General features: G+C 68.5%; 12 protein-coding genes. 6 read left to right on the top strand and 6 right to left on the bottom strand.

Annotated elements, in window-relative coordinates; translation table 11 throughout:
* Positions 1-11 precede the first annotated feature (11 nt).
* Entirely contained in the window at positions 12-548 is a 537-nt protein-coding gene (locus BMY97_RS03270; protein ID WP_091612149.1) for a YbaB/EbfC family nucleoid-associated protein, read from the bottom strand.
* Positions 549-770: 222 nt separating this feature from the next.
* The gene (hppD, locus tag BMY97_RS03265; protein WP_091612147.1) at positions 771-1,970 is read right to left on the bottom strand and encodes a 4-hydroxyphenylpyruvate dioxygenase; all 1,200 of its coding nucleotides are present in this window, start codon (positions 1,968-1,970) and stop codon (positions 771-773) included.
* A gap of 115 nt (positions 1,971-2,085) precedes the next feature.
* Here hppD and BMY97_RS03260 point away from each other — a divergent pair, with 115 nt between their 5' ends.
* A complete protein-coding gene (locus tag BMY97_RS03260; RefSeq protein WP_091612144.1) occupies positions 2,086-2,562 on the top strand; it encodes an Lrp/AsnC family transcriptional regulator in 477 nt (158 codons plus the stop codon).
* A gap of 3 nt (positions 2,563-2,565) precedes the next feature.
* Here BMY97_RS03260 and BMY97_RS03255 read toward each other — a convergent pair whose 3' ends face one another.
* The 3 genes from BMY97_RS03255 to BMY97_RS03245 all read right to left on the bottom strand — a co-directional run bounded on the left by BMY97_RS03255 (position 2,566) and on the right by BMY97_RS03245 (position 4,613).
* Entirely contained in the window at positions 2,566-3,378 is an 813-nt protein-coding gene (locus BMY97_RS03255; protein WP_091612141.1) for an MBL fold metallo-hydrolase, read from the bottom strand.
* A gap of 78 nt (positions 3,379-3,456) precedes the next feature.
* On the bottom strand, positions 3,457-3,957 hold the full coding sequence (greA, locus tag BMY97_RS03250) for a transcription elongation factor GreA (protein WP_091612138.1): 501 nt from the start codon (positions 3,955-3,957) through the stop codon (positions 3,457-3,459).
* Between the two features lie 200 nt (positions 3,958-4,157).
* Positions 4,158-4,613 (bottom strand): DUF4307 domain-containing protein, encoded by a 456-nt coding sequence (locus BMY97_RS03245; protein WP_218156661.1) that lies wholly within the window; start codon positions 4,611-4,613, stop codon positions 4,158-4,160.
* A 159-nt stretch (positions 4,614-4,772) separates the two neighbouring features.
* Between BMY97_RS03245 and mca the strand changes: the two genes are divergently transcribed.
* The 5 genes from mca to BMY97_RS03220 all read left to right on the top strand — a co-directional run bounded on the left by mca (position 4,773) and on the right by BMY97_RS03220 (position 11,718).
* The gene (gene mca / locus BMY97_RS03240; protein WP_091612136.1) at positions 4,773-5,684 is read left to right on the top strand and encodes a mycothiol conjugate amidase Mca; all 912 of its coding nucleotides are present in this window, start codon (positions 4,773-4,775) and stop codon (positions 5,682-5,684) included.
* Positions 5,681-6,007 (top strand): hypothetical protein, encoded by a 327-nt coding sequence (locus BMY97_RS03235; protein WP_091612133.1) that lies wholly within the window; start codon positions 5,681-5,683, stop codon positions 6,005-6,007. The genes mca and BMY97_RS03235 overlap by 4 nt, the downstream gene beginning before the upstream one ends.
* A 54-nt stretch (positions 6,008-6,061) precedes the next feature.
* The gene (locus BMY97_RS03230; protein ID WP_091612130.1) at positions 6,062-8,056 is read left to right on the top strand and encodes a thioredoxin domain-containing protein; all 1,995 of its coding nucleotides are present in this window, start codon (positions 6,062-6,064) and stop codon (positions 8,054-8,056) included.
* Between the two features lie 102 nt (positions 8,057-8,158).
* Complete coding sequence (locus BMY97_RS03225) at positions 8,159-8,716, top strand: hypothetical protein (protein WP_091612127.1); 558 nt, start codon at positions 8,159-8,161, stop codon at positions 8,714-8,716.
* Between the two features lie 1,106 nt (positions 8,717-9,822).
* Positions 9,823-11,718, top strand: a complete 1,896-nt coding sequence (locus BMY97_RS03220; protein WP_091612125.1) for an acyl-CoA dehydrogenase family protein — start codon at positions 9,823-9,825, stop codon at positions 11,716-11,718.
* 41 nt (positions 11,719-11,759) lie between these two features.
* Here BMY97_RS03220 and BMY97_RS45750 read toward each other — a convergent pair whose 3' ends face one another.
* The gene (locus BMY97_RS45750) at positions 11,760-13,109 is read right to left on the bottom strand and encodes an AAA family ATPase (protein ID WP_143086107.1); all 1,350 of its coding nucleotides are present in this window, start codon (positions 13,107-13,109) and stop codon (positions 11,760-11,762) included.
* Positions 13,110-13,132 lie beyond the last annotated feature (23 nt).

Genomic DNA, 13,132 nt, shown 5'->3' with positions numbered 1-13,132 from the left:
GGCCGCGAACGTCAGGAAAGGATGGGTCCGCCGAAGTTGTCGTCATCGTCGTCCGTCCGGGACCGGCGACGACGCGGTGCCGGCGGCGCCACCGGTGGCGGAGGCGGGGCCTGCCGCGGCGGCTCCGTGTCCTCGGGCAGAAACCGCCGCCCGTGATCGGGTTCGGCCGCGGCGGGCTCCTCCGGCGGCGCCGGGAACGAGCCTTTCGCCTTCTCCACCAACGCGTCCGTGGTGCCGCCAGCCCCGACGGTCTCCGCCGCGGCCTGCTGCAGCAGCTCGGGAATCCGTGACTGCGCCTTCTGCACGAGCTGCATCACCTGGGCGGACACCTCGGCCATCCGCTTGCCGTTCGCGGACTCCGCGATCACCAGGTTCTTCAGCAGCCCCTTGGCATCCACGGTCACCTCGACCAGGCGGTCCTTCGACCGCTCGGTGACGGTCTGGCCCTGCACGCGCTCGGCCATCGCCTGGTAGCGCGCGGCGGTCTCCTTGAGCTGGCGTGCCCAGCCGTCCACCATCTGCTGGCTGGCGTCGACGCTGTCCGGCATCGGCCCCCCTGTCTGATTCGCTGACTTCCCCACAGTGACGGTCCCGGCGCGCGGCCGGTTCCGGTTCAGCCCGAATTGCGCCGATCAGTCCAGTTTCGCATCTCGGTCAATCGGCTCAAACAAGCCTAAACCACGCACTTTGGGTGGCGAGAAGTAGCGCAAAGTAGCGAACGGCCCGCTCGCGACGAATTCGTCACGAGCGGGCCGTTCGCTACTGGGGTGTCAGAGGTTGCCGCGGCGCTCCTGCTCACGCTCGATCGCCTGGAACAGGGCCTTGAAGTTGCCCTTGCCGAAGCCGAGCGAGCCGTGCCGCTCGATGAGCTCGTAGAACACCGTCGGGCGGTCGCCGATCGGCTGGGTGAAGATCTGCAGCAGGTAGCCGTCCTCGTCGCGGTCGACGAGGATCTTGTGCTCCTTCAACGTTTCGATCGGCACCCGCACCTCGCCGATCCGCGCGCGCAGCTCCGGGTCCTCGTAGTAGGAGTCCGGCGTGTCGAGGAACTCGACGCCCGCGGCGCGCATGGCGGTGATGGTCTGGATGATGTCGTTGGTGGCGAGCGCGATGTGCTGGCAGCCCGCGCCCTCGTAGAACTCCAGGTACTCGTCGATCTGCGACTTCTTCTTCGCCACGGCCGGCTCGTTGAGCGGGAACTTGACCCGGTGGTTGCCGTTCGACACCACCTTGCTCATCAGCGCCGAGTAGTCGGTGGCGATGTCGTCGCCGACGAACTCCGCCATGTTCACGAAGCCCATCACACGGTGGTACCAGTCGACCCAGTAGTCCATCTTGCCGAGTTCGACGTTGCCCACGCAGTGGTCCACGGCCTGGAACAGCCGCTTCGGCGCGCCCTCGGGACGCTTGACGGCGCTCTCGCGCGGCTCGTAGCCGGGCAGGTAGACGCCGGTGTAGCGGGACCGGTCGATCAGCGAGTGGCGGGTCTCGCCGTACGTGGCGATCGCGGCCATCCGCACGGTGCCGTGCTCGTCGGAGACGTCGTGCGGCTCCTCCAGGATCGTCGCGCCCTCCGCGCGGGCGTGCGCCACGCACTTGTCGACGTCGGTGGTCTCCAGCGCCAGGTCGATGACGCCGTCGCCGTGCCGGCGGTGGTGGTCCAGCAGCGGGGAGCCGGGCTGCACCCCGCCGGTGATGACGAACCGCGCCGAGCCGGACTTCAGCACGAACGACTTGCGGTCGAAGTGCCCCGTCTCCGGGCCCGAGTACGCGACGAGGCGCATCCCGAACGCGACTTGGTAGAACCAGGCGGTCTGCGTCGCGTTGCCGGCGACGAACACCACCGCGTCGAGGGACTTGACCGGGAACGGGTCGGCGGCCGCGTCGTGGTCGACCAGGCCGACGAGCTGGCGGAGCTGGTCGTAGCTGACGTCGTCGAGCGCGCTCTGCGGATCCATGGTGTTGGTCATGTCAGGAAGCATCCGTGGTGAAGGGCAAGATGAGCAACGGTCGTCGATTACGCTGCACAGGCTGACCAGTAGAACCGGATAGCCGAAGGTCATCCTGGACAACCTGCGCAGGGAGATGACGATGCTGGACTCGCTCGACGCGCGGCTCCTGCTGCTGCTCACCGACTCGCCGCGCCTCGGCGTGCTGGAGTGCGCGCGCCGGCTCGGCGTGGCCCGGGGCACGGTGCAGGCGCGGCTCGACCGGCTGACCGAGCGCGGCGTCCTCGGCGGCTTCCCGCCGGAGCTCGACCTCGCGGCGATGGGCTACAGCCTCACCGCGTTCGCCGTGCTGGAAATCGCGCAGGGCAAGCGTTCCGGGGTCGCCGAGGCGCTCGCGGCGATCGACGAGGTGTGCGAGGTGCACGCGACGACCGGGCAGGGCGACCTGTTCGTCCGGCTGGTCGCGCGGGACAACGACGACCTGCAGCGGGTGATCGACGAGGTGGTCGGCGTGACCGACGTCCTGCGCACGTCGACCTCGATCGCCCTTTCGACGCCGGTGCCGCCGCGCGTGCGCCCGCTGCTGGAGCGCACCGCGCGGCGAGACTCCTGAGCCCTACAGCGTTTCCAGCGCGTGGGCGAGATACCGCCGGGCCGAGCGCTGGACGACCTCGTGCCCGTCGGAGCGCACGACCGCGTCCCACCACGCGCCGTAGATCGCCTCGAAGCGGTACGGCTCGAGCAGCTCCGCGGCCCGGCGCACGACACTCGGCCGTTCCGGGATCAGGTTCGGGTAGCTGTACATGAAGCCGACGTGCGTGCGGTCCGGCACGACCTGCACGATGTCGCCCGAGAGCAGCGCGCCGCGCCCGTTCTCACCAGCCGGCCAGTGCAGCACGGTTCCGCCCGCGAAGTGCACGCCCAGGTTCAGCAGCCGCAGGTCGTCGGCCACGTCGAGGGTGGCGCCGGACCACAGCTTGATCGACGGGTCGGGCCGCCCGATCCACTGCTGGTCGTCCTCGTGCAGGTAGACGGGCACGTCGAAGGCGCGCGCCCACTCCACCATCGTCGTGTAGTAGTGCGGGTGGCTGATCGCGATGCCGGTGAGGCCGCCGAGTTCGGTGATCTTCGCGACCAGCGCGTCGTCGAGGTATGCGGCGCAGTCCCACAGGAAATTGCCGGACTCCGCGCGCACGAGCAGGGCGCGCTGGCCGATCGCGAACTTCGGGTCCGATCCGACGCCGACGATGCCCGGGCCCTGCTCCTGCACCCGCGGGCGGTACGACCTGCTCTCGCGCAGCGTGGCCAGATCCGTCCACCGCTGGCCGGCGGCCGGGACGTACTGGCGCTCGTCCTCGCAGACCGGGCAGTCGTCCCTCGGCCCGGCGTACTGCATGCCGCAGGCGAGGCACATCGGTTCGCTGCTCATCGTGGCTTCCTCCCGGTTTTGCTCCCGGGAACCACGCTAGACCGGGGCGAACGCGCCGAACGCGCTCGCCCCGGGAGATCAGGCTTCGCTGTAGGGCACGGCCTTGACCAGGGTGACCTTCTGGATCTTGCCGTTGGGCAGCTCGTACTGGCGGGCCTCGCCCTCCTTGGCGCCGAGCAGGGCCTTGCCCAGCGGCGACTCCGGGGAGTACACGTCGATCCCGCCCTCGGCGCCCTCTTCACGGGTGGCGAGCAGGAACTTCTCGTCGTCGTCGTCCCCGTCGTAGCGCACGGTCAGGACCTTGCCGGGGCCGGCGGTGCCGTCGTCCTCGGGCGCCTCGCCGACCTTGGCCGCGCGCAGCAGCTCCTGGAGGTGGCGGATGCGGGCCTCGGCCTGGCCCTGCTCCTCGCGTGCGGCGTGGTAGCCGCCGTTCTCCTTGAGGTCTCCCTCTTCGCGGCTGTCGTTGATACGCGCTGCGATGACCGGACGATTCTCGATCATTTCGTCGAGCTCGTGCTTGAGCCTGTCGTAGGCATCCTGGGTCAGCCAGGTCACCTTGGTGTCGCTCACGGTCACCATCTCCTCGTCGGGCCTGCCAGGCTTGGGTGTACAAGCCGGCCACCGCGCGAACAAGGATTGCCCGCGCGGCCTGAGATAAAGGAAAAACACGGCCCGCCTCGGGCCGTGCTGGTGAATCAGCGTATCACGGCATGACTACGCGACGCCGGTCAATTCCCACGTGGCGCGGTCGCTCGCCGCGCACATCACCCCGTTGGCCGCTATGGGGTTGACATATACCGTGGTATGTCGTACGAGCAGCCGTACACGTCGGCGGTCACCGGCATCCCGATGCTCTTCACCACCACGCTCACCCGGCTGTGCCCGGCCCCGGCGGGGACCAGTACTTCCCGTCGGCCGCTTTCCGCGCCCGCCCGGTCCCGCACGCGGACGACGCAGACCCCGGCCTTGTCGGGCTGGTCGCGCGTGACGTTGATCGTGATCTCCATCGCGTTGCCCGGGCGGTCCTCGAACGCGACGCGCTCGGCGTCGATCGGGGCGTCGCCGAGGTTCACGTACGCCACCCAGGCGATCACGCAGCTCACGACCACCGCGATGCCGGTGAACAACCATCGCCGCCAGCGCCGGGAACCGCTCCGGCCGACCGTGCCGTACCGGTCCGCGGGCGGTGCCGGACGGGCGCCACCCTCGGTGGTCACGACGTCTCCGGTCTGCAAATCCGGGCCTCCGGTCGTTCTTGTCGTACCCGTGGGGACAATGGGGGGCGGGGCCGACGCGGGCACCACCCGCAGTCGAGTATCCGCGAGCCCGTCCGGCGCCGCGGAGCCGGGGCGGGGTACGACGGAATAAAGGCACACGAAGGGGTCGTTCCGAGCATGGTGCGAGCTGACGAGCTGACGAGCGACGACAACCGGAACCTGCGTCTCATGGCGGTGCACGCGCACCCCGACGACGAGTCGAGCAAGGGCGCCGCCACCATGGCCAAATACGTGGCCGAGGGCCACGAGGTGATGGTGGTGACCTGCACGGGCGGTGAAGCGGGCAGCATCCTCAACCCGGCGATGGACCGGCCGGAGGTGCTCGCCAACATGTCGGAGATCCGGCGCGAGGAGATGGCGACCGCCGCGAAGATCCTCGGGGTCAGCCACCGCTGGCTCGGCTTCATCGACTCCGGGCTGCCCGAGGGCGACCCGCTGCCGCCGGTGCCCGAGGGCTCGTTCGCCGTGGTCCCGCTGGAGGAGTCCACCGAGGCGCTGGTCCGCGTGATCCGCGAGTTCCGGCCGCACGTGATGACCACCTACGACGAGAACGGCGGCTACCCGCACCCGGACCACATCCGCACCCACGAGGTGTCGATGGCGGCCTTCGACGCGGCCGGCGACCCGGAGCGGTTCCCCGAGGCCGGTGAGCCGTGGCAGCCGCTCAAGCTGTACTACGGGCACGGCTTCTCCAAGGCCCGCATGGTCGCCTTCGACACGGCCCTGAAGGCCCTCGGCCAGCCCTCGCCGTACGAGGAGTGGCTGAAGTCCTGGCCCGCCGACCGGCCCGACATCATGGAGCGGGTTACCACGCGCGTCGAGTGCGGTGAATACTTCGAGGTGCGGGACGAGGCGCTGAAGGCGCACGCCACGCAGATCGACCCGACCAGCCGATGGTTCGCGGTCCCGCTCGACGTGCAGCGCGAGACGTGGCCGACCGAGGAGTACGAGCTGAACCGCTCCCTGGTGGACAGCACGCTGCCGGAGGACGACCTGTTCGCCGGCATCAAGGAGAAGGTGAGCCCATGAGTTTCGGTGTGCCGGCCGTCGCGGTGGTCCCGCTCACGGCGTCGGCCCTGTTCCTGGCGCAGCAGCCGGACAGCGGGGACAACGGCGGCCAGGGTGAGGACTTCGGCAAGTCGTCCCCCGTCGGCCTGCTGGTGCTGATCCTGTTCCTGATCGCCGTCGTCTTCCTGGTGCGGTCGATGAGCAAGCACCTGAAGAAGGTGCCGGCGAGCTTCGACACGGAGGAGAAGGCGCCCGAGGAGAGCTCGGAGCCGGCTCCCCAGCCCGAGGAAGACGAAGCGAAACCGGTCGACAAGTCGAGCTCGAGCCCGTCGAAGACCGACTGACCCTGAAGCGGTCCGGCGACGGCGCCGGACCGGGTGGATGACACCCTGGTAACCATGCCGAACCGTCTGGCGGACGCCACCAGCCCGTACCTCCTGCAGCACGCGGACAATCCCGTGGACTGGTGGCAGTGGGGTGCCGAAGCGCTGGCCGAGGCGCGCCGGCGCAACGTGCCGATCCTGCTTTCGGTCGGCTACGCGGCCTGCCACTGGTGTCACGTGATGGCGCACGAGTCCTTCGAGCACGAGGGCACCGCGGCGCTGATGAACGCGCACTTCGTGAACATCAAGGTGGACCGCGAGGAGCGGCCGGACGTCGACGCCGTCTACATGGCCGCCACGCAGGCGATGACCGGTCAGGGCGGCTGGCCGATGACGTGTTTCCTCACCCCAGAGGGCGAACCGTTCCACTGCGGCACCTACTACCCGCCGTCGCCGCGGGCGGGCATGCCGTCGTTCAGCCAGCTCCTGGTCGCCGTCGCCGAGGCGTGGACCGAGCGGCCGGAGGACCTGCGCACGAGCGCGAAGCAGATCATCGGGCACCTCACCGAGCAGGGCGGCCCGCTGCCGGAGTCAGCGGTGGACGCCGAGGTGCTGGCCGCCGCCGCGCGAAAGCTCGGTGAGGAGGCCGACGCGGTGAACGGCGGCTTCGGCGGCGCGCCCAAGTTCCCGCCGTCGATGGTGCTGGAGTTCCTGGTGCGCCACCACGAGCGCACCGGCTCGGCCGAGGCGCTCGCGCTGGCGGAGTCGGCGGCCGACGCGATGGCCCGCGGCGGCATCCACGACCAGCTGGCCGGCGGCTTCGCGCGGTACTCGGTGGACGCCGGGTGGACCGTGCCGCACTTCGAGAAGATGTTGTACGACAACGCTTTGCTGCTGCGTGTCTACGCGCACCTGGCCCGGCGCGGCTCGGCCTTCGCCCAGCGCGTCGCCGAAGGGGTCGCTGAGTTCCTGGCCACGGACCTGCGTACGCCCCACGGTGGGTTCGCCGCTTCGCTCGACGCGGACACGGACGGCGTCGAGGGCCTCACCTACGTCTGGACGCCGGAGCAGCTGCGTTCCGTGCTCGGTGACGAAGACGGCGCGTGGGCAGCCGGGCTGTTCGGCGTCACGGAGTCCGGCACCTTCGAGGAGGGCGCCTCCACGCTGCGCCTGCTCGACGACCCCGATTCCGAGCGTTACGAGCGGATCCGGCGGGCATTGCTGGCCGAGCGGGCCACACGCCCGCAACCGGGGCGGGACGACAAGGTCGTCGCGGCGTGGAACGGGCTCGCGATCACGGCGCTGGCCGAGGCGGGCGTGGCCCTGGACCGTCCACAGTGGATCGAGCTGGCGCGCGGCGCGGCCTCGTTGCTGCTCGACGTGCACGTGGTCGGCGGTCGGCTGCGGCGCAGCTCGCGAGACGGCGTCGTCGGCGGCTCCGCCGGGGTGCTCGAGGATTACGCCTGCTTCGCCGACGGTTTGCTGGCGCTGCACCAGGCCACTGGCGAACCGCAGTGGCTCACCGAGGCGACGCGGCTGCTCGACCTCGCGTTGGCGCACTTCGCGTCCGAGACCGCGGACGGCGCGTACTACGACACCGCGGACGACGCCGAATCCCTGGTCCAGCGCCCCTCCGACCCCACGGACAACGCGAGCCCCTCGGGTGCGTCCGCGCTGGCGGGCGCTCTGCTGACGGCGTCGGCGCTGGCCGGCCACGAGCAGGCCGCGCGCTACCGGGACGCCGCCGAGCTTGCGCTGCGCCGCGTCGGGCTGCTGGCGACGCGGGCGCCGCGGTTCGCCGGGCACTGGCTTTCGGTCGCGGAGGCCGCGCAGTCGGGCCCGGTGCAGGTCGCGGTCGTCGGCTCGGCGCCCGAGCTGGTCAGCGCCGCCGCGCGTCACGTCCACGGGGGTGGCGTGGTCCTCGGCGGCGCTCCGGACGCGCCGGGGGTCCCGCTGCTGGCGGACCGCCCGCTGGTCTCGGGCGCGCCGGCGGCGTACGTCTGCCGCGGTTACGTCTGCGACCGCCCGGTGACTTCGGCGGAAGACCTGCTGGCCCAGCTGCGACGCTGAGTTTCCGCCCCTGGTGAACACCGCCCTGTGATGCCGGTATTCGGCGTAGCGTCGGTGACGTTGTAATCATGTAATCGCACGTATTTCAGGGTGGTGGGACACATGGGACGAGGTTGGAAGGGCCGCGGCGGCTGGTCACAGGGCGAGGTGCCGTCGGCCGAAGACGCGGCCGCCTGGCTGGGCGGACGCCTCCCGGACGGTTGGTTCACGGGCGCGCCGGAGGTCACGGCCGACCGCGAGGAGATCGTCATCGTGGGCGAACTGCCCGCCCTGACCGGCGAATACGCCGACGACGCGGCCCGCGCGGCCGCCGAGGACGGCCGAATCAGCCGATTCCGCGAGGAGACCCGCGACGAGCGCATCGAGATCGCCCGCCAGGCCGAGCACCGCTACCAGCGAAAGGTCGCCTGGGGCGCGAAGCTCGGCGGCACGAAAGTCCTCTTCACAACACTGTCGGCCCCGGTGATGACCCGCCTGCGACAGCCGGAGCGCCTGATCCTCGACACCTTGGTGGACGCAGGCGTCGCGCGCTCCCGCTCGGAAGCCCTGGTCTGGGCCGTCCGCCTGGTAGGCGAACACGCCGACACCTGGCTCGCCGACCTACGCGAGGCCATGACCAAGGTCGACGACCTACGGGCAAAAGGCCCAGACCTGGCCTGAGCCGCCCCGAAGGGGACCCTCGCACGCGGCGGAGGGTCCCCTTCGCGCGCACGAGCGAGTGTCCCTTTCGCTTACACGCGCGAGCGAAAGTCCCTTTCGCGCGTGGCGTGCAGCGAGTGTCCCCTTAGCGCGCAGCCGAGAGTCCTTTCGCGCGCGGTGTGGCGAGGGCTCCTTTCGCAGGTGCTGCCGAGGGCCCCTCCTCGCACGCGGCGTGCAGCGAGAGTCCCCTTCACGCGAGGCAGCGGCGAAGTCCCTTCGTGCGCGGGCGTGCGGCAAGGTTCCCTGTCGCGGCCGAGGGCTCCTGTCGCGTGTGGCGTGTGGCCCTCTTCGTACGCGGGTGAGGGTCCCGTTAGCGCGGCCGAGAGCCCCCTTTCGTACGCGTGGCCGAGGACCCTCCTTCGCACGGCGTGTGGCGAGGGTCCCCGTTCGTACGCGTGGCCGAGGGCCCACCTTCCCACGGCGTGTGGTGAGAGTCCCCTTCGTACGCGCGGGCGAGGGTCCTCTTCGTATGCGGCAGTGGCGAAAGTCCCTTTCCTGCGTGGCGTGTGGTGAGGATCCCTGCCACACATGCGGCCGAGATCTCCTATCGCGCGCGGCCTGCAGTGAGAGTCCCTTCACATGCGGCAGCGGCGAGGATCCCCCTTCGCACGTGCAGCCGAGAGTTCCCTTCGCGTGCGGCCTGCGGCGAGAGTCCCTTTCGCGCGGCTGAGAGTCCCCTTCGCGTGCGCCAGCGGCGAGGATTCCTCCTTCGCGCGTGCGCTCGAGGGTTCCCGTCACGCGGCCCGCAGCGAGAGTCCCTTTCGCGCGCGGCGGCGAGGGTCACCTTTCGCACGTGGCGGCCGTGAGCGTCCCCTTCGCGCGTACGAGCAAGAGTCCCCTTCGCGCGCCCGGAGCGGCGAAAGTCCCCTTCACTGCCAGGCCAGCTGCTGCGGTACCGCAACCCGTGCCGGGCTCCGGGCGGACCCCTTTGCCGCCGTTTCCCCGGCCGTGCCCAGGCCAAACGATCGAGTCTTCCTTCTCACCTCGGCCTGCGGGGGTCGTCGCGGTGGGGCAGTCTTCCTTATAGGTGGCAAAACGAGCAGTAACGCAGCCGCATCGGAGGAGCCGTGGACATCCCTGCCGTTCCGACCAAAGTGGACCCCGGCGCGTTGACCGCCGTCCTGGACGGCCGTTGGGCCGGGCTCCGGCGCGAGGTGCGCGCGCAGATGGCGGCCGAGGACTTCAGCGATCCGGCCAATCTCGACATCGAGGCGCACCGCGCGCAGGTGCTGGAAAACCTCCGCCGGCTGGCGCGGACCGACCAGCCGGGGCTCGGTTTCGACGTCGCGTACGGCGGTGGGAACGACGTCGGCGGCTCGGTGACGTCGTTCGAAATGCTCGGCTTCGGCGACCTCTCACTGATGGTCAAGGCCGGGGTGCAGTGGGGCCTGTTCGGCGGCGCGGTGCAACTGCTCGGCACCGAGCGGCACCACGAGAAGTACCTGCGCGGCATCATGGATCTCAGCACCCTCGGCTGTTTCGCGATGACGGAGCACGGCCACGGCTCCGACGTCCAGAACCTGCACACCACCGCGACCTACGACCCGGCAGCGCGCGAGTTCGTGGTGCACAGCCCGGATTCGGGCGCCACCAAGGAATACATCGGCAACGCGGCGCGCGACGGGCGGCTGGCCGTCGTCTTCGCCCAGCTCGTGACCGGCGGCGAATCCCGTGGCGTGCATGCCTTCCTGGTGCCGATCCGCGACGCTGACGGCACGCCGGCGCCCGGCGTCACAATCGAGGACTGCGGCCGTAAAGCGGGCCTCAACGGTGTCGACAATGGACGGTTGACCTTCGACCGCGTCCGCGTCCCGCGCGAGGCGCTGCTGAACCGCTTCGGTGACGTCGCCGAGGACGGCGCCTACTCCAGCCCGATCGAGAGCGACGGCCGGCGCTTCTTCACCATGCTGGGCACGCTCATCCGCGGCCGGGTCAGCGTCGGCGGCAGCGCGGGCAACGCCACGAAGCGCGCGCTCGCGTTGGCGATCCGCTACGGAGAGCAGCGACGCCAGTTCAAGCGTCCGGACGGCGACGAGGTGGTCATCCTCGATTACCTCGGCCACCAACGGAAACTACTGCCCGCGCTGGCGAAGACGTACGCGCTGCACTTCGCGCAGGAGGAGCTTGTCTCGAAGCTGCATGACATCCCGTCGGACGCGTCGGAGGAGGAGCAGCGTGAGCTGGAGGCGCGCGCCGCGGGACTGAAGGCGTTCAACACCTGGCACGCGACGCGCACGATCCAGGCCGCGCGCGAGGCCTGCGGCGGTGCCGGTTACCTGTCGGAGAATCTGCTCGCCGGGCTGAAGGCCGACACCGACGTGTTCACCACGTTCGAGGGCGACAACACCGTGTTGCTGCAACTGGTCGCGAAGGGCCTGCTGACGCAGTACAAGGAGTATTTCGAAGACCTCAGCCCGCTGGCGACGGCGCGGTTCGTCGCGGAACAGCTGGTGGGCGCGGTGCTCGAACGCACCGCCGCCCGCCAGGTCGTGGAGCGCCTGACCGAATCCGACGACGGCGACGTGCTGTTCGACCGTGAGTGGCAGCAGAAGCTGTTCGAGGACCGGGAGGAGCACGTCCTGGAGGGCGTCGCGAACCGGCTGCGCAAGGCGGCGGACGACCCGTTCGGCGTGTTCAACGCGGCGCAGGACCACGTGCTGCGCGCCGGCCGCGTGCACGTCGACCGCCTGGTGCTGGACGCTTTCGCACGCGCGGTCTCGTCGTGCGAGGACGCGGAGGCGAAGGCGCTGCTGGAGCGAGTCTGCGACCTGTACGCCCTGTCGGCCATCGAGGAGGACCGCGCGTGGTTCCTTGAGCACGGCCGCCTCACGGCTTCGCGCTCGAAGGCCGTGACCGCCGCGGTCAACGGGCTGTGCGCGGAGCTGCGTCCGCACGCGCGTGCGCTGGTGGACGCCTTCGCGATCCCGGAGCAGTTCCTCGCCGCGCCCATGCTGCTGGGCTGATTCAGTCTGACAGTACGCAGCTTTGGGGTTGGAGATCGCGATTACTTGACGAATTCGCTTGCTGGAACCTGGTCGACCAATTTCCCTACTTCGCCGTTTAGCCATTTTGCAAGCTCGCCGAGATACGTTCCGGCAGGTTCTCCGCGAAGCACCGCGTCGGACAGCCTGCGTTTACCCGTTGAGAGGGTTGACTTTGAAATTTCGTAGAACTCGTCACCGTTTGATCTTTTTAGCAGGTCTTTTCTTCCTATTGTCTTCACGACAAATTTAGTTCCGAGATAGCGTTCAATGCCAACGAAAGAAGGTCCGAGCTCGGGATTCGTCATGGACTCTGGCGTTGCAATAGCGCTCGAGTAAGGGTGTGCTTGCAGTAGATTCCTGTAGGTGCCGACATCCTTTGATTCCCAATCGCGAAGTACTAGGATTGGAGCGGAGAGTGGCCGGGCCTTCAATGCTGATTGATTGAATTTCAGATAAGATTTTAACGCGTCGCCGGCGGTGCCATCTCCAAAGGAATCGTCTGGAGAAAGTATTCTCCAGCGAGGCCGAATTCCTGTCTCTCGAACGGCGGCGCCTAGGTATATCTCGTCGAATCTTCCCTCGACCACGACTATGGGAATATCGGGGTACTCGAGCAACGGGTGGCGGTACGAGGTAATGGCCATCCTGGTAGATTTTGCCAATGTCTCTTTCGCGGGTAGACATTCTACCCTGGATCCACTCGCTCCTTGGGAGACAATCCAGGCCATCGGGGCCACTCGTACAAATTCATCCTGATGTGTGGTTGCGAATATCTGTCGACGAGGGTCATCTGCGTATCGAGCGAGGTCTGTTGCGAATCGTGAACGCAGGCCTGAGTGGAGAAATGACTCGGGCTCTTCTATCGCCCAAATGCTCGCTTGTACCCAGCCGAACGCACGTCCGCGAGATACACGGTCGACGAGGTTCAAGATGTGCAGGAGGATAAATGACTGCGCGCCCGATCCTTCCATTTCCGGAGAGCGACCCCTTCCGTTCGAAACGGACTGGAGCGCCACCTCAAACGCGAGTTCGGCAAAGTCTGTGGGTAGTGTCGCGTTAACTGAGAGATTTGTTATCCCGGATCCTACGCTGGCGGATACGTCTGCAAACATCTGATCGCCGGTGCGTGACAGCGCTGACATGAGGTCGGCGACTGCACCTTGTCGGTATTCCTGCGTTCCTTGGAGCCGCTTGATTAGTTCGGCGCGAAGCGGTTGGGCGAACTGGCGAATTAGGTCTGCTGGGCGGGCGTGATTCGGGATATACCTGAACTGGACGGCTCTGATAAAGAGCAGGAGGTTTGGTACCTCGGTGCTCTCGGCTGGCTTCAAAGAAGAGAAACTATTTCCGAATGAGTAGCTATCTATCATCGATTGACCCTGGCTGTCCAGGG

It is taken from the genome of Amycolatopsis saalfeldensis (assembly GCF_900110575.1).
GTDB lineage: Bacteria > Actinomycetota > Actinomycetes > Mycobacteriales > Pseudonocardiaceae > Amycolatopsis > Amycolatopsis saalfeldensis.
The sequence above is the reverse complement of the archived record's forward strand: the minus strand, read 5'-3'. Positions and strand labels throughout refer to the sequence as shown.

Coding starts and splice junctions, on each gene's coding strand:
- BMY97_RS03270 (WP_091612149.1), bottom strand. CDS start 548: ATGCCGGACAGCGTCGACGCCAGCCAGCAGATGGTGGACGGCTGGGCA.
- hppD (WP_091612147.1), bottom strand. CDS start 1,970: ATGACCAACACCATGGATCCGCAGAGCGCGCTCGACGACGTCAGCTAC.
- BMY97_RS03260 (WP_091612144.1), top strand. CDS start 2,086: ATGACGATGCTGGACTCGCTCGACGCGCGGCTCCTGCTGCTGCTCACC.
- BMY97_RS03255 (WP_091612141.1), bottom strand. CDS start 3,378: ATGAGCAGCGAACCGATGTGCCTCGCCTGCGGCATGCAGTACGCCGGG.
- greA (WP_091612138.1), bottom strand. CDS start 3,957: ATGGTGACCGTGAGCGACACCAAGGTGACCTGGCTGACCCAGGATGCC.
- mca (WP_091612136.1), top strand. CDS start 4,773: ATGGTGCGAGCTGACGAGCTGACGAGCGACGACAACCGGAACCTGCGT.
- BMY97_RS03235 (WP_091612133.1), top strand. CDS start 5,681: ATGAGTTTCGGTGTGCCGGCCGTCGCGGTGGTCCCGCTCACGGCGTCG.
- BMY97_RS03230 (WP_091612130.1), top strand. CDS start 6,062: ATGCCGAACCGTCTGGCGGACGCCACCAGCCCGTACCTCCTGCAGCAC.
- BMY97_RS03225 (WP_091612127.1), top strand. CDS start 8,159: ATGGGACGAGGTTGGAAGGGCCGCGGCGGCTGGTCACAGGGCGAGGTG.
- BMY97_RS45750 (WP_143086107.1), bottom strand. CDS start 13,109: ATGATAGATAGCTACTCATTCGGAAATAGTTTCTCTTCTTTGAAGCCA.